Origin of the sequence: Streptomyces sp. NPDC006691, assembly GCF_042869955.1 — a bacterium.
Classification (GTDB): Bacteria; Actinomycetota; Actinomycetes; order Streptomycetales; family Streptomycetaceae; genus Streptomyces.
In genome coordinates this window covers 87,438-111,623 of the sequence record NZ_JBIAGW010000010.1, presented here as the reverse complement: position 1 = coordinate 111,623, position 24,186 = coordinate 87,438, and the positions used below count along the sequence as shown (strand labels likewise).

At 71.2% G+C, this 24,186-nt stretch carries 22 protein-coding genes; 10 read left to right on the top strand and 12 right to left on the bottom strand.

Annotated elements, in window-relative coordinates; genetic code table 11:
• Window positions 1–29: 29 nt before the first annotated feature.
• Together ACFYNP_RS22465 and cdgB are read right to left on the bottom strand one after the other, a co-directional pair.
• On the bottom strand, window positions 30–1,028 hold the full coding sequence (locus ACFYNP_RS22465; RefSeq protein WP_388787548.1) for a CBM35 domain-containing protein: 999 nt from the start codon (window positions 1,026–1,028) through the stop codon (window positions 30–32).
• 110 nt (window positions 1,029–1,138) lie between these two features.
• Window positions 1,139–2,812 carry a diguanylate cyclase CdgB gene (cdgB, locus tag ACFYNP_RS22460; protein ID WP_388787545.1) on the bottom strand — a complete coding sequence of 558 codons (1,674 nt, stop codon included), beginning with the start codon at window positions 2,810–2,812 and terminating at the stop codon, window positions 1,139–1,141.
• A 340-nt stretch (window positions 2,813–3,152) separates the two neighbouring features.
• On the opposite strand from cdgB, the gene ACFYNP_RS22455 reads away from it, so the two are divergent.
• Window positions 3,153–3,719, top strand: a complete 567-nt coding sequence (locus ACFYNP_RS22455) for a flavin reductase family protein (protein ID WP_388416633.1) — start codon at window positions 3,153–3,155, stop codon at window positions 3,717–3,719.
• On the opposite strand, the gene ACFYNP_RS22450 is transcribed toward ACFYNP_RS22455, so the two are convergent.
• From ACFYNP_RS22450 to ACFYNP_RS22440, 3 genes are all read right to left on the bottom strand, one after another.
• Window positions 3,682–3,993, bottom strand: a complete 312-nt coding sequence (locus ACFYNP_RS22450; RefSeq protein ID WP_388787542.1) for a hypothetical protein — start codon at window positions 3,991–3,993, stop codon at window positions 3,682–3,684. The two genes, ACFYNP_RS22455 and ACFYNP_RS22450, sit on opposite strands and share 38 nt — an antisense overlap.
• Window positions 3,990–4,520 (bottom strand): hypothetical protein, encoded by a 531-nt coding sequence (locus tag ACFYNP_RS22445; RefSeq protein WP_388787540.1) that lies wholly within the window; start codon window positions 4,518–4,520, stop codon window positions 3,990–3,992. Before ACFYNP_RS22445 ends, ACFYNP_RS22450 begins: the two co-directional genes overlap by 4 nt.
• Before the next feature lie 199 nt (window positions 4,521–4,719).
• Window positions 4,720–5,934, bottom strand: coding sequence for a helix-turn-helix domain-containing protein (locus tag ACFYNP_RS22440; RefSeq protein ID WP_388787537.1), 1,215 nt, complete (start codon window positions 5,932–5,934; stop codon window positions 4,720–4,722).
• Between the two features lie 135 nt (window positions 5,935–6,069).
• Here ACFYNP_RS22440 and ACFYNP_RS22435 point away from each other — a divergent pair, with 135 nt between their 5' ends.
• Window positions 6,070–6,741 (top strand): HAD family hydrolase, encoded by a 672-nt coding sequence (locus tag ACFYNP_RS22435; RefSeq protein ID WP_388787534.1) that lies wholly within the window; start codon window positions 6,070–6,072, stop codon window positions 6,739–6,741.
• A gap of 143 nt (window positions 6,742–6,884) precedes the next feature.
• On the opposite strand, the gene arfB is transcribed toward ACFYNP_RS22435, so the two are convergent.
• On the bottom strand, window positions 6,885–7,319 hold the full coding sequence (arfB, locus tag ACFYNP_RS22430) for an alternative ribosome rescue aminoacyl-tRNA hydrolase ArfB (protein WP_161252702.1): 435 nt from the start codon (window positions 7,317–7,319) through the stop codon (window positions 6,885–6,887).
• Between the two features lie 243 nt (window positions 7,320–7,562).
• Here arfB and ACFYNP_RS22425 point away from each other — a divergent pair, with 243 nt between their 5' ends.
• Window positions 7,563–8,138 (top strand): TerD family protein, encoded by a 576-nt coding sequence (locus ACFYNP_RS22425; protein ID WP_388416649.1) that lies wholly within the window; start codon window positions 7,563–7,565, stop codon window positions 8,136–8,138.
• A gap of 634 nt (window positions 8,139–8,772) precedes the next feature.
• Window positions 8,773–10,275 (top strand): M4 family metallopeptidase, encoded by a 1,503-nt coding sequence (locus ACFYNP_RS22420; RefSeq protein WP_388416852.1) that lies wholly within the window; start codon window positions 8,773–8,775, stop codon window positions 10,273–10,275.
• A 57-nt stretch (window positions 10,276–10,332) separates the two neighbouring features.
• Here ACFYNP_RS22420 and ACFYNP_RS22415 read toward each other — a convergent pair whose 3' ends face one another.
• Window positions 10,333–11,790: a M1 family metallopeptidase gene (locus ACFYNP_RS22415; RefSeq protein ID WP_388787531.1), complete on the bottom strand. Its 1,458-nt coding sequence runs from the start codon at window positions 11,788–11,790 to the stop codon at window positions 10,333–10,335.
• 100 nt (window positions 11,791–11,890) lie between these two features.
• Window positions 11,891–12,445, bottom strand: a complete 555-nt coding sequence (locus ACFYNP_RS22410; RefSeq protein ID WP_388787528.1) for a heme-binding protein — start codon at window positions 12,443–12,445, stop codon at window positions 11,891–11,893.
• 178 nt (window positions 12,446–12,623) lie between these two features.
• Between ACFYNP_RS22410 and ACFYNP_RS22405 the strand changes: the two genes are divergently transcribed.
• Together ACFYNP_RS22405 and ACFYNP_RS22400 are read left to right on the top strand one after the other, a co-directional pair.
• Entirely contained in the window at window positions 12,624–13,931 is a 1,308-nt protein-coding gene (locus ACFYNP_RS22405) for a sensor histidine kinase (protein WP_388787525.1), read from the top strand.
• Window positions 13,928–14,572: a response regulator gene (locus ACFYNP_RS22400; protein ID WP_388787522.1), complete on the top strand. Its 645-nt coding sequence runs from the start codon at window positions 13,928–13,930 to the stop codon at window positions 14,570–14,572. The genes ACFYNP_RS22405 and ACFYNP_RS22400 overlap by 4 nt, the downstream gene beginning before the upstream one ends.
• A gap of 209 nt (window positions 14,573–14,781) precedes the next feature.
• Here the strand turns inward: ACFYNP_RS22400 and ACFYNP_RS22395 are convergent, their stop codons facing one another.
• Complete coding sequence (locus ACFYNP_RS22395) at window positions 14,782–15,117, bottom strand: VOC family protein (protein WP_388416664.1); 336 nt, start codon at window positions 15,115–15,117, stop codon at window positions 14,782–14,784.
• Window positions 15,118–15,758: 641 nt separating this feature from the next.
• Here ACFYNP_RS22395 and ACFYNP_RS22390 point away from each other — a divergent pair.
• Window positions 15,759–16,259: a hypothetical protein gene (locus tag ACFYNP_RS22390; RefSeq protein WP_189765548.1), complete on the top strand. Its 501-nt coding sequence runs from the start codon at window positions 15,759–15,761 to the stop codon at window positions 16,257–16,259.
• A gap of 150 nt (window positions 16,260–16,409) precedes the next feature.
• Here the strand turns inward: ACFYNP_RS22390 and ACFYNP_RS22385 are convergent, their stop codons facing one another.
• On the bottom strand, window positions 16,410–17,093 hold the full coding sequence (locus tag ACFYNP_RS22385; RefSeq protein ID WP_388787518.1) for a pentapeptide repeat-containing protein: 684 nt from the start codon (window positions 17,091–17,093) through the stop codon (window positions 16,410–16,412).
• 483 nt (window positions 17,094–17,576) lie between these two features.
• Window positions 17,577–18,080 carry a GNAT family N-acetyltransferase gene (locus ACFYNP_RS22380; protein ID WP_388787515.1) on the bottom strand — a complete coding sequence of 168 codons (504 nt, stop codon included), beginning with the start codon at window positions 18,078–18,080 and terminating at the stop codon, window positions 17,577–17,579.
• A gap of 245 nt (window positions 18,081–18,325) precedes the next feature.
• On the opposite strand from ACFYNP_RS22380, the gene ACFYNP_RS22375 reads away from it, so the two are divergent.
• Both ACFYNP_RS22375 and ACFYNP_RS22370 read left to right on the top strand, forming a co-directional pair.
• Window positions 18,326–19,054: a rhomboid-like protein gene (locus ACFYNP_RS22375; protein ID WP_388787512.1), complete on the top strand. Its 729-nt coding sequence runs from the start codon at window positions 18,326–18,328 to the stop codon at window positions 19,052–19,054.
• Window positions 19,055–20,157: 1,103 nt separating this feature from the next.
• The gene (locus ACFYNP_RS22370; RefSeq protein ID WP_388787509.1) at window positions 20,158–21,381 is read left to right on the top strand and encodes a helix-turn-helix transcriptional regulator; all 1,224 of its coding nucleotides are present in this window, start codon (window positions 20,158–20,160) and stop codon (window positions 21,379–21,381) included.
• Between the two features lie 11 nt (window positions 21,382–21,392).
• Here the strand turns inward: ACFYNP_RS22370 and ACFYNP_RS22365 are convergent, their stop codons facing one another.
• On the bottom strand, window positions 21,393–22,127 hold the full coding sequence (locus ACFYNP_RS22365) for a DsbA family protein (protein WP_388416685.1): 735 nt from the start codon (window positions 22,125–22,127) through the stop codon (window positions 21,393–21,395).
• Between the two features lie 192 nt (window positions 22,128–22,319).
• On the opposite strand from ACFYNP_RS22365, the gene ACFYNP_RS22360 reads away from it, so the two are divergent.
• Entirely contained in the window at window positions 22,320–23,711 is a 1,392-nt protein-coding gene (locus ACFYNP_RS22360) for an NAD(P)/FAD-dependent oxidoreductase (RefSeq protein WP_388416688.1), read from the top strand.
• Window positions 23,712–24,186 lie beyond the last annotated feature (475 nt).

Here is a 24,186-nt window from a genome sequence, read left to right as displayed (position 1 = left end):
CCGAGCGTTCCAGCAGAGCTGACGATCCGTCAGTCGGCCGTCAGCCAGAGCTGATCGAGGTTGGCGTTGCACTGGTTGCCCTGCTCGCAGGACAGCTTGATCTCGTTGTCGCCCTTGGCGAGCGTCACGTTCGCGTACGTGGTCGCCCAGCCCTTGGCCCAGTCACCGGCCGCGGCGTGCGCGTAGTTCTTCATGTTGATCGGGCGCGACTCGGCCTTGCCGTTGAGCGTTATCGTCGCGTTCGCGTCCGTACCGGGCACGCCGAAGCGCAGGTTCAGCCGGTACGAGCCGGCCTTGGGCACCTTGGCCTTCCAGGTGACCGAGGCGCCCACGTTGTTGAAGTTGCCGACGAACGCGCCGCCCGTGCCCTTGGCGCCCGGCACGTTGGTGCCGACCTGCGCGGAGCCGCCGAGCGTGAGCGTCGCCGCGTCGCCCTTGGGCAGCTCCGTCGAGCCGGAGGGCGTGGACGACGGGTCGCCGCTCGGCGTGGGCGAGGTCTGACCGGACGCCGAATTGCCCGGATTGGCGGTGTTGTCCTTCTTGTCCTTGTCGCCGCCGTTGCTGGCCAGCGCCACCGCGATGCCGATGACGACGGCCGCGACCACGGCGACCGCTCCGATCAGCAGGCCCTTGGTGTTGGGGCCCCGGCCGCCACCGCCGTTCTGCTGCGGGGGCGGGCCCTGCCGGGGCGGGCCGCCGGCGTAGTTCTCGGGCGCCGCGTACTGCGCGGTCGGCTGCCCGTACTGCTGCGCGGCCCCCTGCTGCGGCGGGCCCTGATACTGCGGGGGTCCCTGGTACTGCTGCTGCGGGATCTGGCCGCCGTACTTGCGCTCACCGACCGTGCGCACCTGGTTGTACGACGTCCTGGGGACTCCGGGCTGCTGCTGCCCCACCGTCGGACCCGGGTAGCCGTAACCGCCACCGTTGCGAGGCGGGTTGGCGCCCTGCGCCTGCCCGTCCTCATAGAGGTAGCCGAACGGATCGTCGTCCTCGGGGGTGTTCGCGCCGTTGTTGCCGGGCGTCGTCATCCGGGGTCACTCCTCACTGTCCGCCAGCCGTCGCCGACCGGCCGAGCCTACCCCGAACGGACCACTGCCCGATCTGGCCCCGAGCACACACCGTCCGGGCCGGGCCGCGGTCAGCCCGCGCGGCGGTGGACCTTGGAGCGGGAGCGCTTCTCGATGTACATCCGCTGGTCCGCGGAGCGCAGGACCTCCTCGACGGACATCCCGCAGCTGGCCCAGCCGATGCCGAAGCTGGCCCCGACGCGGACCGCCCGGCCGTCGACCCGGATGGGCGGAATGATCGCGTTGCGGAGCCGAACCGCCAGGTCGGCGGCGTCCGCCGCGCCGAGCCCGTCGGCGAGGACGACGAATTCGTCACCCCCGAGCCGGGCGACGGTGTCGCCGTCGCGGACGCCGGTGGTGAGGCGCCGGGCGACCTCGATCAGGACGGCGTCGCCGGTGTGGTGGCCGAACCTGTCGTTGATCGACTTGAAGCCGTCGAGGTCGCAGAAGAGCACCGCGAGCCCCTTCGCGCCGTCGTCGATCTCGCTGTCGGGGGCCACGGTGTGGACGTGGTGGTCGTACGGTCCGCCGCCGGGCACCGCCTCGAAGTCGAAGCCGTCGGCGCGGAAGGCGTGCCCGTGGACCTCGGCCTCGGCCGCTCCCGGCGGCCGGCCGTAGGCCGCGTCCAGGGACTCGGCTGCGGCCGCCGGGCCGACCGAGTGCGGCCGGGGGCAGAGCCGGGCGGAGAGCCGCGCGCGCAGCTCGGCGCTGTTGGGCAGGCCGGTGAGGGCGTCGTGCGAGGCGCGGTGGGCGAGCTGGAGCTCGTGCCGCTTGCGGTCCTCGATGTCCTCGACGTGGGTGAGCAGGAAGCGCGGCCCGTCGGCGGTGTCGGCGACCACCGAGTTGCGCAGCGACACCCACACATAGGTGCCGTCGCGCCGCCCGAGCCGCAGTTCGGCCCGGCCGCCCTCGGCGGAGGTGCGCAGGAGCGTCCCTATGTCCTCGGGGTGGACGAGGTCGGCGAAGGAGTAGCGCCGCATGACGGAGGCGGGCCGCCCGAGCAGCCGGCACAGCGCGTCGTTGGTGCGCAGCAGGCGCCCGTGCTGGTCGCCGCCCATCTCGGCGATGGCCATGCCCGAGGGCGCGTACTCGAAGGCCTGCCGGAAGCTTTCCTCGCTCGCGCGCAGCGCCTGCTGCTCCCGCTCCAGGCGGACCAGGGCGCGCTGCATGTTTGCGCGCAGCCGGGCGTTGCTGATCGCAATCGCGGCCTGCGAGGCGTACATCTGGAGGGCTTCCCGCCCCCAGGCGCCGGGCTTGCGGCCGTTGCGGGGCTTGTCGACGGAGATGACGCCGAGGAGTTCCTGGGTGCCGCCCGCGGAGTACATCGGGGCGTAGAGGCGGTCCTGCGGGTGCCACTCGTCCTCGAACCGGGGGTCGGGGCCCTCGGTGTACCACTGCGGTACGTCGTCCTCCAGGAGCACCCAGCCCTCGGTGTGCGGGATGAAGCGCAGGCCGTCCCAGTCCTCGCCCATCGACAGGCGGCGCTCCCAGGAGGGGCGCGAGCCGACCCGCCCGGTGATCAGGGCTTCGGCCGCGGCGTTGCCCGCGAAGGCGGCGACGACCAGGTCACCGTCGGGGCGTACGAGGTTGACACAGGCCAGCTCGTAGCCGAGCCCGGCGATGACGCCGTCCGCAACGGTCTGCAGCGTGTCCGCGAGGCTGCGGGCCGTGTTGAGCTCCCCGACCACCTGGTGCAGCTGCCGCAGGGTCGCAAGACGGACGTAGGGCTCCGACTCGGTCTCCATTGCTCGCTCTCCCCGAGACCTCGACAGCAACTCCTGGCTTCAGATCGGCATTCCTTCGTGCACTGTCCAGCCACTGAATCACAGCGAGCTGTCTAGCCGGTACACAGGGTCAACAAATAGTGCCCTCTGTGACTCAAGTCACAGCAGATGATGGGGGGTTGGCCGTTCTTTCCGTCTTTGCCCCCTACCTTTCCTGAACGCAAACTGAGAACGGGCCGAGAACGACGGCCCCTTCACACCAGTGCACCGCGGCCGGATCCGCCTCGGCCCAGGGACCTAGGTCCCGCCTGGTCCCAAGGCCCGATGCGCCGCGCGGTGGCAGGAGACTAGCGTTCCGCTTGTGTTGCAGACACCCCTGACCGCCGCCCTTTCCGCACTTGCTCCGGAAACCCCGCATCCTGTGGGGGTGAGCAATGACGAGTTCCGTGCCGCGATGTCCCGACTGGCCGCAGGCGTCGTCCTGGTGACCGCGCACGACACCGACGACGGCCCGCGCGGCGAGGACGTCGGCATGACCGCGACGGCCTTCCTCTCGGTCTCCCTCGACCCGCCCCTCGTCCTCATCTCGCTGCGCAACGGCTCGCGCATGGACGACCTCCTCGCCGAACAGCCGCTGTGGGCGGTGTCCCTGCTGTCCGAGAGCCAGCGGCACATCGCGGGCCGGTTCGCCATGAAGGGCCGGATCAGCGACCGCCTGCTGTTCGAGGACATCCCGTACACCCGGGGCGAGACGAGCGGCGCCCCCCTGGTCGGCGGCGCGCTCGCGACCCTGGAGTGCCGCACCGAGCAGCGCGTGGAGGCGGGCGACCACACCCTGGCCATCGGCCGCGTCCTGACGGCGGCCCTGCCCAGCGCGGAGGGCGGCCCGCTCACGTACTTCCGGGGGCGGTACCGGCAGTTGGGCTGACCCGGCCGCTGTCCGGGTCCGCCGGGCGATCCCCACAGCCGCGGCCAGGCAGGAAGCTCCTCTGAGACTCCGGCGTCAGCCCGGCCGCACGGGCGGCTTCCGTCTGCTGGGCCGAGGCGGGTCTCAGGTCGCCGGTCCGGATCGTGGCCTCACGCAACCGGCCCCACGGGGGCGGCCGCAGGAACGCCACCCTCATCAGGTCGTCGCCGAGGTCGAGGGTGATGAGCCCGGTGCGGCCCTCGCGTTCGTACACGACGTAGTCCCACTGCTTCACGACGCGGCTCCCCCGTCGAGCACGGCCGGGGCGTGCGGGGCCGGCCACCTTCTCGGCGCCGGCCGGGCGAGGAGCCGTTCCTGCCCGACCCGCGCCAGGTCGGCGACCCGGACGGGATCGCACACGTCCCCCTCGTGTTCCGGCGGCACGACCCAGTGCGTACGCGGCCCCCGCCGACAGGTGGGGTGCGGAATCGCCAGCCCGGCCCCCCGGCCCAGGCAACGGCTCGCCGGGGCCTGCCAGTCCCGTGCGGTCCGGGTCGGGACCAGCGCGTAGTACAGGCCCGTACCGCGGATGACCGCGCCCTGGAGGTATTCCGCCAGGAACCAGGCCAGAGTCGCGTGCGCGGTGCTGCTGACGGCGGCGTGCACGACCGCGTCGGCGATCCGCACGGCCTCGAACCGGGCCCCGAGCGCGATCACGGGAGCCGCGGCCGGGCTGCGCTCCCACTCCCGAAGCGTCGGTACGGCCCCGGGCTCCGGGCCCGCGAGCCACGCGGTGACCTCCCGTACGTCTGCCGTGCTCATGCCGGGCCGCCGGGGGTGTGGACGGCGCTCTCGTCACCGACCAGGATTGGTCGGGCGACTCGCACGTTGGGCTGGGTGGGGGCCGTTCTGCGGGGCACGTTCATCATCTGCTCCGGTTCCTTCACTGGGATGGAGCGAAGGTAAGGGCGGATCAGGCCCGCCACCCGAACGGAGAGTTCGGCTGAACCGGGAGTTCGGGTCAGGTCATGTGGAGGCGCGCGGCAAGGCTGTCGACCTGGCGGCGATAGGTGGGACGTACCCGCTTGCGCAGTTCTGCGATGAGGGTGATCGCCGTCGGACTGCGTGAGAGATCCTCGGGCGACAGCTCCTCCAGAGCGAGGAGATGGACGAGGACCGCGGCGTCGTCCCGACGCATGGCGTAGCAGCGAGCGACCTCCAAGGTGAAAGTGAACTGCCGCTCCCGGCTGGGCAGAGCTTCGATGTCGACTTCGTCCGCGACTCGCAGCGCTTCGGCGGACTCACCGGCAAGCATCTCGACACTGAGGGCGTGCAGTTCCACGTTCGTGGGCCCGAAGACGGTGTGCTGCACGTTGCCCTCCCCGGCCTTCCTCGCCAGAGGGACGGCTTTCTCCGCAAGGCGTTCGCGGGCGTTCCACCACTTGTGGCGGCGGGCCGCGGCAACAACGGCGACGAGTTCCAGGGCACCTTGGATGGCGCTGATCCGAGGGGTTCTGGTCTCGCGATTGAGATGACTGACGGCATTGAGTGCGATGTCCGAGGCCTCTTCGACAGCTTCGTCGCGGGGATCGGAGAGCAGGACGTGGCCGAGGTTCCAGGATGCCGCAGCGATGCGAACCGGGTCGTCGGCGTCTTCGGCGGCGCGGACGGCCCGATCGGCGACCATCAGGGACAGGTCGAGGCGGCCAACGCGGCGGCAGTAGGAGCGCAGCAGCCCGTACAGGTCGACGGAGGTGCGCAGGGCAGCACGGCGGGTCTCCGGGTCGTTGCCGTCACGGTGGACGCGCACCGCGTGCTCGACGTCCTCGATGAGGGCGGGTAGCACGGCGGCGATGCCAGTGAAGCGCGTCGGTGAGGTCTGCCAGATCCGCCACGCCTGTTCGACCCTTTCACGGAGCACAGCGGGCTCGACGGTCTCGCCGGAACGGGCCGGGCCGTAGCCCATGAGTGCGCGTGCGACGGCTGGTTCGTCGGTCACGGGTGCCGAGAGTTCGGGTGGGGGGTGCTCGGTGAGGAGGGCGGCGACGGGTACGCCGAGTTCGGCGGCGAGACGGGCGAGCACGGCGGCGGAGGGCACGCGCGCGCCGTTCTCGATGAGGGACAAGTAGCGCTCGCTGATGCCGCACAGGCCGGCGATGGCGGCCTGTGTGCGGTTGCCCTTCGTGGTGCGGTAGTACGCGATCCGCTCACCGATCGGGAGTCTCGGTGGCTCCATGTCGTGCTCGTCCCCTCCCGGCATGGTGGGTGTTCCGTCAGCCTAAGGGGATCGCACGCTCTTTGGGCACTGTCTGTGACCGTTGACGTACAGGCTCGATACCCTGTGGGATTCGGGCAGTTGGGGAGGCCGGGCATGCGGCTGGTGTTGTGGGACATCGACCACACGTTGATCTCGACGCGTGGGGTGGGGCGGGAGCTGTCGGCTGCGGCGTTCCTGCGCGTGACTGGGCAGCCGATGCGGGAACAGGCGAAGATCGACGGAATTACGGAGCCGGTCATCTTCCGGGAGACCGCAAAGCTGCACGGACTGGCCACCGGGCGAGCGGAGTTCGAGTCGTTCGCCGAGGCCCTGGCAGACGAGCATCTGGTGCGGTCGGGTGAACTGCGCGAGCGCGGGCATGCGCTGGCCGGAGCTGCCGCAGCGGTCGAGGCCCTTGACGCGGTGGGCGTGACGCAGACCGTGGTGTCGGGAAACGTACGAGCCGTATCGGAGATCAAGCTGACCGTGTTCGGGCTCGACCGGCACATTCGCTGGGAGCTCGGCGCTTATGGCGAAGACGAGGAGGAGCGGGCCGATCTGGTACGGCTCGCCCTGGAACGTTCCGGCGCCTCGGCGGCGGACACGGTACTGATCGGCGATACACCGGCCGACGTCCAGGCAGGGCGCGCCAACGGGGTGCGGGTCATTGCCGTGGCGACGGGGAACAGCGGCGAGGACGAGCTGCGCGATTGTGGGCCGTTCGCGGTCCTGCCGGACCTGTCCGATACGCAGCGTCTGGTGACGCTGGTCGCCGAGGGGGCATAGGGGCCGCAGTCGGACTCCTGCGGGCGCCGGCTCCGTACACCCGCGACAGGCGGCTCCGCATGCCCGGCGCCCGTGGTCGGCGCCAAGGCCGGACCGGCCGCCGGCAACCGCCCGGGACCCGCACCGGCGGCCCGGGCGCTCGCCTACCAGTCCCGCCCCGAGCGGCCCTTCTTCGTCTGGGCCCGCGCCTTCTTCTCGCGCAGGCGGCGCTCGTTGATGCCGCGCGGGATCTTCGTGGCCCGGCGCGGCTTGGGCGGCGGGGCGGTCGCCTCGGCGAGCAGGGACGCGAGGCGGACGGCCGCGGTCTCGCGGTTGCGCCACTGCGAGCGGTGCTCGGACGCGCGTACGGAGACGACACCGCCCACCAGCCGGCTCGCGAGCCGTTCCAGGGCGCGGGCCTTCCAGACCTCCGGCAGCGCCTCGGTCTTCGCCAGGTCGAAGCGGAGCTCCACCTGGGAGTCGCTGGTGTTGACGTGCTGGCCGCCGGGCCCTGACGACCTGGAGAAACGCCAGATCAGCTCGGCCTCCGGGAGGGAGACGGAGCCGCGGATGAAATAGGGCCCGGACATGACATCCATGGTGCCGGGTGCGCGGCACCTCGTCACGCGCTTTTCGCCGTCGGCAGGCCCTCGGGGCCCCTGCGGCGGCCGCCCGGTCCCCCGCCAGGAGGCCTGGACGCCGGGCCTCGACCGCCCTTGACGCCCCTTTGGCAAAGAAAGCAAAGCGGGATGGAACCTCTCGGTCCCCTGCCGACGTTAGGGGAGATGACGGTAGCTTCGGGACGGCTCGAAGCCCGCACACCACGATGAAGGGGACATCCCATGGCTGTAAGCCTGTCCAAGGGCGGCAACGTCTCGCTCACCAAGGAGGCCCCGGGCCTGACCGCCGTCACGGTCGGCCTCGGCTGGGACGTCCGCACCACCACCGGAACCGACTTCGACCTGGACGCCTCGGCCATCGCGGTGAACGCCACGGGCAAGGTCTACTCGGACGGCCACTTCGTCTTCTTCAACAACAAGTCGACGCCGGACCAGACCATCGTCCACACCGGTGACAACACCACCGGTCAGGGCGAGGGCGACGACGAGGCGATCAACGTCAACCTGGCGGGCCTGCCCGCCGACGTCGACAAGATCGTCTTCCCGGTCTCCATCTACGACGCCGAGACGCGCTCGCAGAACTTCGGCCAGGTGCGCAACGCCTACATCCGCATCGTGAACCAGGCCGGCGGCGCCGAGATCGCCCGCTACGACCTGAGCGAGGACGCCGCGACGGAGACCGCGATGGTCTTCGGCGAGCTGTACCGCAACGGCGCCGAGTGGAAGTTCCGTGCCGTGGGCCAGGGTTACGCCTCGGGCCTGGCCGGCATCGCGCAGGACTTCGGCGTCAGCGTCTGACGTTCCGGCGCCAGTTGACGCGGAGGTGCCCCCGGCGGGGAAAGCCGGGGGCACTTTCGCGCACGGGGCACCTTCACCTGCGCGACGCCACCCACGCCGTGCGGGGGCACCTGTGCGTACGGGGCACCTTCACCTGCGCAACGCCACCCATGCCGCGCGGGGGCACCTGTGCGTACGGGGCACCTTCACGTGCGCGACGCCACCCATGCCGTGCGGGGGCACCTGCGCGTACGGGGCAACTTCACGTGCGCGGCCGCGACTTCTCCGCACGAGGCCACCTTTGCCACACGGGGCACCTTTCACCCGGCTCGATACCTTTCACCCGGCTCGACACCTTTTGCCGGGTGCGGCACCCATGCCGGGCGCGGCGCTTGCAGGGGCCCGACGAAGGGGCCTCCGCACTCGCGCCGAGCACATGCGCCCCCTCATCAACTCCCCTACCCGCGGCTTGAATTAGTCGGTCAGCGGACAGCATCCACCAGTTTTCGGACACGATCAGGTCGAATAGTTGTCGCGTCACTGTCAAGAAGTGGTCATCGGCTGGCAGGCTCCCCTTCGCCCCCACGGAACGAGTGAAGGAGACCACCGAGTGCGAACCACTCTGCGTGCCGCCGCTCTTGCTGCATCCGCCGCCATGGTCGTCGTCGGCGTCCAGGCAGGCTCCACCGCCGGTGCCACCGACCGCGCCGCCGGCGCCACCGCGCTGGACCTCACCACCACCCAGCGCGCCGCCGCCCTGAGCGCGGCGCAGGACGCGGCACCCGCCACCGCCCAGCATCTCGGGCTCGGCGCCAAGGAAAAGCTCGTCGTCCGCGACGTCATCAAGGACGCCGACGGCACGGTCCACACCCGCTACGAGCGCACCCTCGACGGACTGCCCGTCCTCGGTGGCGACCTCGTCGTGCACACCGCGAAGGACGGCGCCGTCAAGGGCGTCGACAAGGCGACCGACGCGAAGATAGCCGTCGCCACCACCACCTCGCTCAAGGCCGCCCCCACCGGCTCGCGCAAGGTCGTCTGGGCCGCCACCGGCAAGCCCGTCCTCGCGTACGAGCGCACGGTCACCGGCACCCAGCCGGACGGCACGCCGAGCCGCCGCGACATCGTCACGGACGCCACCACCGGCGCCCAGCTCTACTCCCACGAGGAGATCGAGACCGGCACCGGGACCAGCGAGTACTCCGGCACCGTCACGCTCGGCACCACCAAGAGCGGCTCGACCTACAGCCTCACCGACGCCTCCCGCGGCGGTCACAAGACGTACGACCTGAAGGGCGGCAGCTCCGGCACCGGCACGCTCTTCACGAAGTCCACCGACACGTGGGGCAACGGCTCGCCGTCCAACCGCGAGACCGCCGCCGTCGACGCCCACTACGGTGCGGCCGAGACGTGGGACTTCTACAAGACCGAGCTCGGCCGCAACGGCATCGCGGGCAACGGCAAGGCCGCCTACTCCCGGGTCCACTACGGCAACGCGTACGTCAACGCGTTCTGGGACGACAGCTGCTTCTGCATGACGTACGGCGACGGCCAGGGCAACAACAAGCCGCTCACCGCGCTCGACGTGGCCGGCCACGAGATGAGCCACGGCCTGACCGCGGCCACCGCCAAGCTCAACTACAGCGGTGAGTCCGGCGGCCTCAACGAGGCGACCAGCGACATGTTCGGCACCTCGGTCGAGTTCTTCGCCAACAACGCCTCGGACAAGGGCGACTACCTCATCGGCGAGAAGATCGACATCAACGGCAACGGCACCCCGCTGCGCTACATGGACAAGCCGAGCAAGGACGGCGCGTCGGCCGACTACTGGTCGAGCGGCGTCGGCAACAAGGACGTGCACTACTCGTCCGGCCCCGCCAACCACTTCTTCTACCTGCTGTCCGAGGGCAGCGGCGCGAAGACGATCAACGGGGTGAACTACAACTCGCCCACGTACGACGGCTCCAAGGTCACCGGGATCGGCCGCGTCAAGGCCTACAAGATCTGGTACAAGGCGCTCTCGACGTACATGACCTCGACCACCAACTACAAGGCCGCGCGCGCCGCGACCCTGAAGGCGGCGGGCGACCTGTACGGCACGACCAGCACCGAGTACAAGACGGTGGGCGCCGCCTGGACCGCCATCAACGTGAAGTGAACCGCTTGAGGTAGCGCTCCAACGCGCCTGCCTCCACGGGCAGTTCGGCCCGGCACCCTACGGGGTGTCGGGCTTTCCGTCTCCGTAGAGCCAGGTGTCCCACACCGCCGAGAGGGGGTGGCCCGCCTCGTCGTCCACGAAGCGGGTGAAGTCCTTCGTCGAGGCGTTGCCGTGGCGGTGGACGCGCACCCAGTCCTGGACCAGGGTGCGGAACCTGTCCTCACCGACGGCCTCGCGGATCTTGTGGACCACCATGGCGCCGCGCACGTACACCGGCCGCCCCGAAACATCGGATGCGGTCGGCGGCTTGGCCGGCGGGTACGCCCAGATCTCGTCGCCGTCCTCCTTGGCGTACTCCCCGTCGAAGATCTGCTGTGCGCTCGGACCGCCGTGGTCCTCGCTCCACAGCCACTCCGTGTACTGCGCGAAGCCCTCGTTCAGCCACATGTCCCGCCAGGCGGCCGGGGTGACGGAGTCGCCGAACCACTGGTGGGCCAGTTCGTGCACGAGGGTGCTGGCGTCGAAGTGGTCCAGCGGCAGCACCGGCCGGTTCTGCGTCTCCAGGGCGTAGCCCGAGGCCTTCGCGGGCGCCACGATCACTCCGGTGGACGCGAACGGGTAGGGCCCGAACCGCTTCTCCTCCCAGGCGAGCATGTCCGGCAGCTGCGCGACAACGTCGGCGGTCTGCTTGCGCACCCCGGGGTCGATGGCGCTGTAGATCGGGATGCCGGACTTGGTCGTGCCCTTGTCGATCTCGTACGGACCGATCGCGACGGTCGCCAGATAGGTGGCCATGGGCTCCTTCGTGCGCCAACTGAACGTCGCACGGCCCTTGTTGACGGTCCGTGACACCAACTCCCCGTTGGACACGGCCTGGAGACCCTCGGGCACCGTCACCTTGATGTCGTACGTGGCCTTGTCGCTCGGGTGGTTGTTGGACGGGAACCAGGCCATCGAGCCGGTCGGTTCGCCGAGCGCGAGGACGCGTCCGCCGGGCGAGCGCAGCCAGCCCTCCTGCGAGCCGTCGAGGTCCGTGATGGTCTTGGGCCGGCCCGAGTAGCGCACGTACGCCGTGAACGTCTCGCCCTCGGTGAGGTCTTCCTCGGGACGCAGGGTCAGCTCGTCCCCGGCCCGGTTGACGGCGGCCGGCTCGTCGTCGACGGTGGCCGACTCCACGTCCATGCCCGCGAAGTCGAGGTCGAAGGAGCTGAGGTCCTTGACGGCCTTGGCCACGATGGTGGCCCCGCCCTTGAGGCGTCCGCTCCCCGAGTCGTAGTCCAGGTCCAGGCTGTAGTGCTGGACGTCATAGCCGTCGTTGCCGAGCTTGGGGAAGAGCGCGTCGCGTATGCCGGAGGAGCCCGGGGTGCCGGTCACTCCGCCGCTGCACGACGTGACGGCGAGGGCGGTGAGCAGCGCGACGGCCGCGAGGCGGGTGCGACGGGTGCGGTGCGTTCGGCGTGCTCGGCTGCTCCCGAGCCGTGCCGGTAGTGCCCGCCTCTCCGGTCCTTTGTCCACGTCTGTGATCCTACGGGCGACACGGCCACCCGCGACCGGGGGCCGTGATTCCGCTACCAGGGCTTTACTTGAGGGCCTTGGCCGAGGGCCACCCGGGGTTCTACTTCCCCAGTGCGGCGACGCCGGCCTGTGCGAACTTCTCGTCGAGGTCGCCGCTCGGGGCCCCGGCCACGCCGACGGCGGCGATCGGAGCACCCTTCGCCTGGACGGGGGCGCCGCCCGCGAGGAACAGGGTGCCGGGGATGTCCTTCAGGTTCGGGGTCTGGGCGAGGCGCTTGGCCAGCTCGGAGGTGGGCGCGTTCCAGGACACGGCGGTGTACGCCTTGCGCTCGGCCGACTCCGGCGACTGCGGGCCCGCGCCGTCGCCGCGCAGCGTCACGAGGGTGTTGCCGTCCCGGTCGACCACGGCGACGGAGACCTTCTGGTTCTCCTTGACGGCCGCGTTCAGGGCGGCCTGGGCGGCCTTGGTGGCGGCGGTCACGGTGAGGTGGGTGGAGGTGGTGAGGTTCTGGCCGGAGGCGGGGGCCGCCGCAGGGGCAGCGGCGCCGGTGGCGTTGGCCGCGTTGGCGGTGACGACGCCGAAGGTGCCGGCGGCGGCGATGGCGAGCGCGGTGGCGGACAGGGCGAGCTTCTTGTTCTTCTTGGTGAGGTTCATGCTTCGATCCTGGCGGCGCGAAGGCCCCGTCCCCCTCGGCGTACCGGCTGCTCCCGCGGCGCGGTACGGCGGATGGTCCCGTCAGCCGATCGGTTGATGCGGGGGTGGCCGGAGCGGGTGACGATGAGGGGGCGGCTCGTGCGTACGGGCAGGTGAGAGGCGGGACGGAGGAACGCGGATGATCCACGGCGACGGCGACGGCGACGGCGACGGGCACGCGGTACGCGCTGCCGTCGACGCCCCCGGCGCAACTGTCGACGCGGCCGGTCCTCCCGGTACCGAGCGATGGCTTCCGGTGGTCATGCACGCGGCGTTCTTCCTGCTGCTCGGCGCCTCGCTCGCCCGCTTCCTGATCCGGCATCCCGGGGACGCGCGCACCCCCTGGATCATCGCCCTTTCGACGGCCCTGGCCCTGCTGTACGTGCTGGGGCCCGCGCTGGGCTCGCGGCCGACACCGCGACGGCTCGCCTGGCTCGGCGGGGTCGTGGCCACCTGGATGGTCCTGGTGGTGCTCGCGCCGAGCTTCGCGTGGTGCGCGGTCCCGCTGTTCTACACCGGTCTGCGTACGCTGCGGCCGCGCGCGGCGCTGGTGCTCGTCGCGGTGCTGACCGCGTTCGTGGTCATCGCCCAGGTCGAGCTCTCCACCAACGGCTTCGACCCGAACCTCGTCCTCGCCCCGCCCGCCGTGGCGGCGATCGCGACCGCCGTGTTCGTCCAGATGCAGCGCCAGGCCGACCGTCAGCGTGAACTGGCCGAGCAGCAAAGGCAGTTGATCGACGACCTGCTGCGTACGCGCCGCGAGCTCGCCGCCACCGAACGCCGCGAAGGCACGCTCGCGGAGCGCCAGCGGCTCTCCATGGAGATCCACGACACCCTGGCGCAGGGCCTGTCCAGTCAGCAGATGCTGCTCCAGGCGGCCGACCGGGTGTGGGCCACCGACGCCGACGCCGCGCGCCGCCATGTCCGTACCGCCGAGTCCATCGCGGAACGCAACCTTGCCGAGGCCCGCCGGTTCGTCCACGACCTGACCCCCGCCGACCTCGCGGAGGGCGGCGGCCTGGACGAGGCGCTGCGGGCGCTCGCGGCGCGGGAGTCGGCGGAGTCGCAGTCGGAGTCGGGGGCGTTCGAGGTGCGCTGCCACATCGACGGGGCGCCGGTCGCGGCGCTGCCCGAACGCGTCGGCTCGGCCCTGCTGCGCATCGCCCAGGGTGCGCTCGCGAACGTACGGGAGCATGCGGGCGCGACGACGGCGGCGCTGACCCTCACCTACCTGGGCGACCAAGTGGTCCTGGACATCGCGGACGACGGCCGGGGCTTCACGCCCGGCCCCCTCGGCGTACGGGCCCCCTCCCCCGGCGTACGGGGGCACGGCCTGCCCGCGATGTACGCGCGGGTACTACAGCTGGGCGGCACCCTGACCGTCGAGTCCTCCCCCGGCGAGGGCACCGTCCTGTCCGCCGCGATCCCCTTGGAGCCGCGCCCATGACCGTCCCCGATGCGGGTTCTCCTTCCGTACGGATCCTGCTCTGCGACGACCACGCGGTGGTACGGGCGGGGCTGCTCGCGCTCATCGGCAGCGAGCCGGACATCGAGGTGGTCGGCGAGGCGGGCACCGGCGAGGAGGCGGTGGCCGCTGCGGCGAAGCTGAAGCCGGACGTGGTGCTGATGGACCTCCAGCTGGGGCCGGGCATCGACGGCGTCGAGGCGACGCGGCGGATCGCGGGGAGCGGGGTGCACGTGCTGGTCCTGACGACCTACGACACGGACGCGGACATCACCCGGGCGATCGCCGCGGGGGCGACCGGTTACCTCCTGAAGGCGGAGCGCCCCGAGGAGTTGTTCGCCGCGATCCGGGCGGCGGCGCAGGGGCGTACGGCGCTGTCGCCGCCGGTGGCGAGCCGGGTGATGAGCCAGTTGCGGGGCGGCTCCCGCCCCGCCCTGACCCCGCGCGAGCTCGACATCCTGGCCCAGCTGGCCAACGGCCTCGGCAACCGGGAGATCGCCCGGGCGCTCTTCATCAGCGAGGCGACGGTGAAGACGCATCTGGGACGCATCTACGAGAAGCTCGGCGTCGATACGCGGGCGGGAGCGGTTTCCGTGGCCAAGGAACACCGCCTGCTTCCCTGACGGGGGCGTGCGGGGGGCCGGGGGGGGCCGAGGTGCTTAATGGGTCGGCCGCCGGGTGCTGCTGGCGGGGATGATCAGCTCCCGGGGAGGCTAGCCCCCCCGCCGTGATGTCCCTCGGCCGATCCGCCGGCAACGGGGCAGGGGGACGGGGCAGCGGGGGACGGGGCAGCGGGGGACGGGGCACCCGGGCCGGGTCAGCAGGGGACGGGTCAGCCGGAGACGCAGAATTCGTTGCCGGCGGGGTCTTGGAGGGTGGTCCACGCCAGGCCCGGCGCGGTGTGCTCGCCGACGATCGTGGCCCCCATCTTCACCAGCCGATCCACCTCGTCCCTGCGGTCCGGGGAGGAGAAGTCGACATGGATGCGGTTCTTGCCCACCTTTTCCTCGGGCACGCGCTGGAAGCCCAGGACGAGCGGCTGGGCCGCGAGGACGACGAACTCGCCGAAGTCCTGGGCCACTTCAACTCCCAGGGCCCCCGCCCACCAGTCGGCGAGGTCCCGGGGCTCCGCACAGTCAATCGTGATCATCTTCGCCGAAAGCGCCATGCGACCACCGTAGGCCAGAAGGAGTGCCCGAGGGGCTACGCCCCTCGGACCCGCACAGCGAGTTCCGCCCCCGTCCCGGTTCGCGCCTTGAGAGCGCTCGCCCTCAAACTCCGCCGGCCGAATGGAAGATGGCGCTGCCAGCGACACGGGGGTCCTACCCCCGCGCACCCCCGGCCAGCCCGCGGGCGAGCCCGGGGCCCCATAAGGCCCCGCCGGAACCGTGCCACTCCCACGGCCCGCCCCAGGCAACCGCGACCAGCAACCCCCGGCCCACCTACAGGGGCGCGGAGAACCGCGCGAACGGCCCCCACAGCCCGCAGCCGATCCTCCGGCCCACCCCACAGAGCGCGGAACCATGCCACTCCCACGGCTCTGCCCCATCAGGCCGCGACCAGCAACCCCCGGCCCACCTACAGGGGCGCGGGGAACCGCGCGAACGGCCCCCACGGCCCGCAGCCGATCCCCCCAGAAGGCCACGCGGCGGGGCCGCACAGGTAACCCGGGGAAAGGGCAGGGCAGGGAAAAGGACACCCAGCAGGCACAGCAGGCCACAGTGAGGCGGCCGCAAGGGAGGGCCACAGGGGCGCGGGCCGCAGGGGGCCGCAAAGGGGAGACGCCCCAAGCCATGGCACCATCGAGGCGTGCTCGACATCGGCTACTCCCTATCCCGCCGCTTCCCCGACCCCACCCGGATCGACTACAGCCGCGCAGACGTCTACACCCTCCGCCACGACCTCTTCTGCGGAGACGTCTACCTCGCCGACACCAAGGCGGACCGCGAGGTATCCACAGCCTGGGGATGGGTGCCCGTGCTCGACTTCGCCTGGGCGCTGTGCGACACCGTCGAGAACCTGGACAAGGACCCGCTCGGCTCCCGCGCCGCCCGCCCCCAGTACGCCGAGATCGACTTCACCGAGTCGACGGATCGCATGCTGTTCGAGCGCCGCTTCGGCTGGGTGGACGTCGAGGCGGACTGGATGCCCGCCGACGAGCCCCCGCTCACCTTCTCGCACACCGAACTCCGCCGCGAGACAAGGGACTTCCTGCACGACCTGATCGCGGACCTGACCGACCTCCACGAGGGCCTCGGTGAGAACCCGATCGTCTGGGACCTACAGGCCCGCTTCCCCCGGACCGACTGACCCCGGCCGGCCCTGAAAAAACCGGGCCGAGGGAACCAGGACGGAAGGTACCGGGGCCGAGGGAGCCGGTCCAAGGCAAGCGGAAGCCATTGGGCACGCGAGAGCGAAAGGGACGCGGGACCGAAAGGGGCGCGGGAGCGAAACCCACGCTCACGCCTCCACCCGCACCCCCACCTGCGCCGCGAACGCCGGTGCCAGGTCCAGGAGTTGGGAGGGGCTGATGACCGCCCCCGCGAGCCGCTCCACCCCGCGCGCGATGTCGAGCAGCGTCGCCCCGCGCAGATCGACGTCCTTGAGCCGGGCCCCGGTGAAGTCCACCCCGCGCAGCTCGCACCCGTGGAACTCGACCCGTACGAGGGAGGCCCCGCCGAAATCCGGCTCGGAGAGCACGCAGCCCTCGAAGACGACATCGCGCAGCTCGGCCTCGCGCAGGTTCAGGTAGTCGATCTTCCCGCCCCGGACGAGCACCCGCTCCAGGACCGAGCCGTGCAGCTGCACCCCGCCCATCCGGACGTCGCGCACCTCCACATCGCGCAGGCCGGCCCGCGCCAGATCCGTACCCACACCACGGATCCCGGAGAGCACCGAGTCGACGAACCGGGCTCCGGTCAGCCGCGTATCGTCCAGGACGCATCCGTACACACCGCAGTCGAGGAAGCGCGAGCTGTGCGCCTGCTGGCGCGACAGGTCGAGGTCCCTGAACTCAAGCCCGTCATAGTCGCCCTCCGGCTCCAGTTCACCCGCGCCGAACGGCGCCAGTGGTGGCAGTCGCACCTCCGCCCTGCGGGCACCCGCCGTAGCCGCCGTCTTCTTCGCACTCCGTGCCGCTGCCATATCCCCATGCTGGACCATGGCACTGACAATCACCCCTGCTCGGAACCGGGGGAACCGCACACTCCATAAATTCGCGCCCTGGACATGTCACATTCCAGCCGCCCGTTCCGTCCCGTTTCCGTACGCCTTCCGGGACCGGAACCGCGCCCGGTGCCGGGGCCGTACCGCCGACGCTCCGGACCGCACGAACGAGGAACCACACGCCGGCGCAGCAACACCCCGTGAAGCCGTGAACAGGAGCCGCCGGAGCCCGAGTTGCCCCAGGAGAACGCGGGCTGGCCGGAACGCTTCCCCGTCCTTGTCCCCGTCCCCGGCCCCGGCCCCGGCCCCGGCTACGTCCACGTCCACGTCCACGTCCACCGCCCCTCGCCCGCGCCCCGCCGGACACGGCTCCGTCCCGGCACAGGATCGGAGCCCGGCCGCGTGGACGGCATGGTGGACCGGTCATCGACCAGCCAACGACCGGTGAGCGACGGTCAGCGGCTACGCCTGGACATCCGCCGCCCCAGCCGCCCCCGGCTTCCCCAGCTCCGCCAACGCCCCGTCCGTGAGCCGGTACACCGACCACTCGTCCTGCGGCCGCGCGCCCAGTGCCTCGTAGAAGTCGATCGTCGGGGTGTTCCAGTTCAGGACCGACCACTCCAGGCGCTCGTAACCGCGGGCCACGCAGATGCGGGCCAGTTCGGTGAGGAGCGCCTTGCCGTGGCCGCCGCCCCGGGCCGCGGGGCGTACGTACAGGTCCTCCAGGTAGATGCCGTGCACCCCGCGCCACGTCGAGAAGCTCAGGAACCAGATCGAGAAGCCCATCGGCTCGCCCGACTCGTTCTCGGCGATGTGCGCGAAGGCGGCCGGGCGCTCTCCGAACAGGGCCTCGTGCAGCTGGTCGGGGGTGGCGCGGACCTCGTCCAGGGACTTCTCGTACTCGGCGAGCTCGCGGATCATCTCGTGGATCACGGGGACGTCGGCGGCTGTGGCGTTACGGATCATGGGCGAAGGGTAGGCACCGGGCCCGGCGCCCCGCGCGACCATTTCGTCATGCGGACCGACCCCGACGGCCCGGACCGGATAACCCTCCCGCATACCGGCTCCGGCGGCCCGGCTGCCGAAGCCGGCCAGTCACGGATGGCGATGTCGGTGGCCGGCCACCGAAGCCGGCCAGTCGCGGGTGGCGGCTCCGGCGGCCCGGGATGTCGGTCCACCCGCGCGCCCCGCCCCCGTGCGTGAATCGGGGCATGAGGCCCCTTCCCCCCGGCGCACGACCGGCCCGGCACGTGCTGCGTTCCCTCGGCCGCCGCATCGGTGGGTACATCCGCAGCGCGCCCGGCACCTACCTCTGGCTCGCCGCGCTGTTCGTCACCACCATCGCCATGCACCACATGTCACCGGAGTTCGAGGCGGACTTCCTGCGGCAGCGGTCCACCAACATCCACGAGCTGTCGACCAATCCCCGCCGGGTCCTGATCGCGAGCGCGTTCTGGATCGACGGCGGCACCTGGCTCTCGTACGCCGTCCTCTACAGCGTCTTCCACGCCCAGGCCGAACGCTGGCTGGGCACCGCGCGCTGGCTGCTCGTGGCCTTCGGTACGCACGTGGCCGCCACCTTCATCAGCGAGGGCGCCCTGCTGTGGGCGATCCGGCACGGCCACGCGCCGCAATCGGCCGTCAACACCCTTGATGTGGGCGTGAGTTACGCACTGGCCGGGGTCATCGCCGTCCTCACGTACCGGATCGCGTATCCGTACCGCTTCCTCTATCTGCTCGGCGTACTCGTCATCTACGGCGCCCCGCTGGTGAGCGGCCGCACCTTCACGGATCTGGGGCACTTCGCGTCCGTGCTCGTCGGGCTCGCCTGGTACCCGCTCACCCGCGGGCAGGGCGGGCCGCCGTGGAACCCGGCCGACAGCGTCCACACGGTCGTCCACCGGCTCCGCCGAAAGCCCGGCAGCAGCGCAACACCCTGAAGCCCCGAAGGGCGGTCCCAGGAGCAAATCCGGCCGCCGCGGACGGGTATGCGGCCGTGCCGTGCCGCCGCCACACAGCACCGGCGGCGGCCCGTGCCCCCCGGGGCGTCGCCGACGCCCAACTCTTCGCATCTGGACGCCGGATGATCTGTCCGAGGCGCTAAGCGACAGAACTTTTCATGATCGCCACTGTGAATTGCTCGATCGGCATTTACCTACTTGGCGGTAACAAATCCTTCTGGATTGAGGCTGGTTGGCGCCCGTCGGCTTCGAACTGAAGGAGCAGACAGCGCAGTTGTGTAGATTAGCTGCCAGTAACGTCGTAACTACGATTGCACTCATACGTGTTGAGACGTTCAGCCCCTTGACGGTTGCCCGGTCGGCTCTCCGGGCGTTGCCTGAGGGGCCCTGGAGACCCGGTAGTCTTCGTCTAGCTCCTCCCTGTGCCTAGTGCCGGTGGGCGTCTTAAGGGTCCACAAGGCCCTGGCACCCAAGAGGAAGGAGCAAGGTTCGATGGCTGACTCCGAGCGGCCGCGCGACCGGGACGACGCCGTCCCTGGGCAGGAGCCGGACCCCGAGGTCCCGGCACCGGCACCACAGGGCGGGGAAGTACGGCGGTGCGTCCACGAAGAGGCGGACCCGGGAAGCGCGCTGCGTAGGCGTCGAGCCCGCATGGTGGGTGAGTGCCTGTTCTGGCTCGTCCGCCTGCTACTCGAAACGCACAGCAACGGCGGATGAGGCACAGGGACCTCATCCGCCGTCAGTTACCGAAGTAGCCGCCGTGGACCCGTGCTCAGGCTCCCAACCAGACACGGGTCCACTTGCATTTCGGTAAGTCTTCGTCGCCGGGCTACGCCGACCGGGCCGGAGGAAACAGCCCCCAGCCTCAGGTCCCAACCGTGCAAGCCTCCCCGCGAACGAGGCAAGCCTCTCGCTCAGACCGTACGGCGTGAACCCAATCTAGGCGTAAACGGTACCGCTGAACAGGGATTGAGCTGCGAAAAGGGATTGAAGCACCCATCCGACTGAATGACCTAACACGGAACTGGGTCTAAACGGTACCGCAGACGGCTGCGGCGAAGAGCGGGCGGAGGCAGTTGTCAGTGGGTCGTGGTAGTGCCGACTTCAGCGGGGAAGCGCTCAGAGAACTGCGTCAAACACGGCGTGTGGAGGGCAGGTTGCTCAGCGCAGCCGCACTCGCCAAGGCGCTGCGGACCTCGAAGAGCCGCATCCTGGCCTACGAGAACGGGACCTCCCGGCCCGACCCCCAGCGGGTCGCCGACATCGCCGACCTGTTCGGCGTCCCGCCCAAGGCGCTGCGTCCTCACGCCACCGGCACCAGCATCCGCCGGCTGCGGTGCGACGCCGGTCTCACCATCGCCGAGGCGGCTCGCCGCCTGTCCATCAGTCGCAGCGGCTACACGAACATCGAGCACAGCGCCCTGTTGCCCGCCCGCGACGACGGGTCCGTGCGCAACGCCCTGCCGGACGTGTTCGGCACCTCCCCGCGCGTCGTCGACCGCGCCCTGCGCACCCATCCGGCGGCACGCCGCCGCCAGGACGAGCTCGCCGACCACCTGGGCGAGATCTTCGGCCGGGCCCACACGACGCACACCCCCGCCGTCGTCGATGCCGACGACCCCCACCTGCTGGCCATCGCCCCGCTGCTCCAGCGGTCCCTCGCCGTGTCCTGCCGGCTCGTCAACGCCGAACTCGACTCCTACCGCGGGCTTCTGCACGAACAAGCGGTCCTCAGGGCCGACATGGCCTTCGCCCAGAGCGCGCGGGCCGCGGCACGCGCCCGGACCCGCGCGGAGTCGCTCGACGCGCAGCTTCCCGACGCCCACCGGCGCTCCGCGCAGCATCTGACGCGCTTCCTGTCCGAGGCCATGAACGTACGCCAGTGGCGCCTCATGGTCGCCCTGCACGACACGCAGGAAGGGATGCCGCTCAGCGGGACAGAGCGTTACGCACACGTCAACGACGTACAGGCGCTCGTCCTGCGACGCTTCGTACAGAGGCACCTTCCACAACGCGCCGACCAGCCACACGTATCCATCACCGAGCGTGGCGCCCACGCGGTGCGCAATGGATTCCAGCGCTACGGACACCTCTACCCCCGCGTGCAGGCGCCCGCGCTCAGCTACTACTGGACCCGGCTCCAGACCGCTCCGGCCGGCTCCGCCGAACCGTCCGGGCTGCCCCGGACGGCCCGCTACCGCCGGTCCGTCTCCCGGCCGGCGCGCGGCACCGACGGCCAGGCCGGGGCACCCTCGCACGTGCCCGGAGGTACGGGTGGGCGGCTCGCGGGACGGGACAAGTGGTAGGCCCGCTCCCGCTAGGAGATGCCCGCCTCGGCAAGCACCTTCTTGAACGCGTCCGCGTCGAAGAGCGCCCGGCCGTCACCGGCCGGCTTCTTGCCGTCGATCAGGACCACGGGGCTGCTGGTCTGGCCCGAGTCCTCGAAGGCCTTCTCCGCCGCGCTCACGAAGTCCTTGTACGCGTCCTCGCGCACCGCCTTGTCGAAGGCGGCCCCGCGCAGTCCCGGCACCTTGTCAGCGATCTTCAGGAGGTTGTCGGCGGTGAAGGCGTCGTCCCTCTCGTTCTCCGGCTGGCTGGCGAAGACCGCCGCGTGGAACTCGGGGAACTTGCCCTGCTCGACCGCCGCCCGCATCGCGTTGACCGCCCGCTTCGAGCCGTCGCCACCGAAGTTGCCGTCCAGGAACGAGGCGATCGTGTAGCGGATCTTGACCTTGCCCTCGGCCGCGAGCTGGGCGACCGCTCCGGCGCCGCCCTCCTCGAAGTGCTTGCAGAACGGGCAGCGCGGATCCTCGTACACCGTCACGGTGTGCGGCGCCTTCGGATCGCCGACGACGATTTCCGCACCCTCGACCTGGGCGGGCAGTTTCGCCAGCGTGGCCGCGTCCGGGGAGGACTTGGCGGTCAGCTCGGCCTGCGAGGACGCGCCCGATCCGGAGCCGGAGGAGCCGGACGAACAGGCGGCCGCCGAGAGACCGAGGGCCGTGGCCGCCACCACCGCGACGGCGGCACGACGGAAACTGCGTACACCCATGAAGACTCAACCCTTCGGCACGAACCCGGCGAAAACCACCTGACCTTCGACACTAAACACCCACCCGCGCCACCACTCGCGCCAAAGGTCCCGCCCCACGCCGCCGTTGGTCCCACGGATTCCGCAACGGGCCCGCCACCTGCGAATTCCATGGGTGGACAGTTCCGGGAGGCGGGTGTACGAACAAGCCCCATGAGCGCGATCAACGGCGGAATCTCCTTCTGGTACGCAACCGACGGCCTCCCCACCCCCCGCGAGCCGCTGCCCGGTGACGCGACCGCCGACGTGGTGATCGTCGGCGGCGGCTACACCGGCCTGTGGACGGCGTACTACTTGAAGAAGGCGGCGCCCTTCCTCGACATCGCGGTCCTCGAATCCCGCTTCTGCGGCTACGGCGCCTCCGGCCGCAACGGCGGCTGGCTCTACAACGGCATCGCGGGCCGCGACCGTTACGCGAAGCTGCACGGCCAGGAGAGCGCGGTACGCCTCCAGGAGGCGATGAACGACACGGTGGGAGAGGTGGTGCGGGTCGCCGAGGAGGAGGGGATCGACGCCGACATCCACCGCGGCGGCGTGCTCGAAGTCGCTTACACACCAGCCCAGTTGGGACGCCTGAAGGCCTTCCACTCCGCCGAGGTCGCCTTCGGCGAGAAGGAGCGGGTGCTGCTCGGCGCGCGCGAGACCGCCGAGCGGATCCGGGTCGCCGGGGCGGTCGGTTCGACCTGGACCCCGCACGGAGCGCGCATCCACCCGGTGAAGCTGGTCAAGGGCCTGGCCCGGGTGGTCGAGGACCTCGGCGTGCGGGTGTACGAGTCGACGCCGGTCACCGAGATCAGCCCCGGGCACGCGGTCACCCCGTACGGAACCGTCCGCGCGCCGTACGTCCTGCGCTGCACGGAGGGCTTCACCGCGTCCCTCAAGGGGCAGCGGCGGGCCTGGCTGCCGATGAACTCCTCGATGATCGCGACGGAGCCGCTCGGGCCGGAGGTGTGGGAGGCGATCGGCTGGGCGGGGCGCGAGACGCTCGGCGACATGGCGCACGCGTACATGTACGCGCAGCGCACCGCGGACGACCGGATCGCGCTCGGCGGGCGGGGCGTGCCGTACCGGTTCGGCTCGCGCACCGACAACGACGGCCGCACGCAGCCCGCGACCGTCGAGGCGCTGCGGGAGATCCTGGTCCGCTTCTTCCCCCAGCTCGCCGGGGTACGGATCAGCCACGCCTGGTCGGGCGTGCTCGGGGTCCCGCGCGACTGGTGCGCCTCGGTCACGCTCGACCGTACGACGGGGCTCGGCTGGGCCGGCGGTTACGTCGGCTCGGGCGTGGCCACGGCGAACCTGGCGGCGCGTACGTTGCGCGACCTGGTGCGCCAGGACTCCGGCCAGGCCGGCCCCACCGGCCTGACGGCCCTCCCCTGGGTCAACCACAAGGTACGCACGTGGGAGCCGGAGCCGTTCCGGTGGGTGGGGGTGCGGGGTATGTACGCGGCCTACCGCTCGGCGGACCGCCGCGAACTCCTGCGCCCCCGCCCCGCGACCGACCCCCTCGCCACCCTGGCCGACCGCATCGCGGGCCGGCACTAATTCGATCCTGGGCGCGCCCCAGCCCCCTGTTTGCACGGTTCCTCCACCCCCAGGTCCGTCTGCACACGCGGGCGGTGCGTGGCGGCTCGCGCCCCGGGGGCCTTCGTCCGCGGGCGGTACGTGGCTGGGCGCGCAGTTCCCCGCGCCCCCGACCCGGCTTTGATTCGGGCCGGCCCGGGTGGCTGGGCGCGCGGTTCCCCGCGCCCCTAAAAGCCTTGGTGCGGGCCCGCATCGGGCATTTCAGCCCGTCATGGGGGTCCCCCGGCCCTTAAGGCCTTGGGGGAGATTGAGGACGAGCGCCCTCAAGGCGCGAACGGGGTCCGGGGCGGAGCCCCGACGGGGGTGCAGGGGGCGGAGCCCCCTGCGGGGGTCCGAGGGGCGCAGCCCCTCAGGGGGTCCGGGGCGCAGCCCCAGAAGTCGAGCCCAGCCCCCACTCTCACCCCCGGAGGGTCTAGGGAAGGGGCGGGGTGGGGAA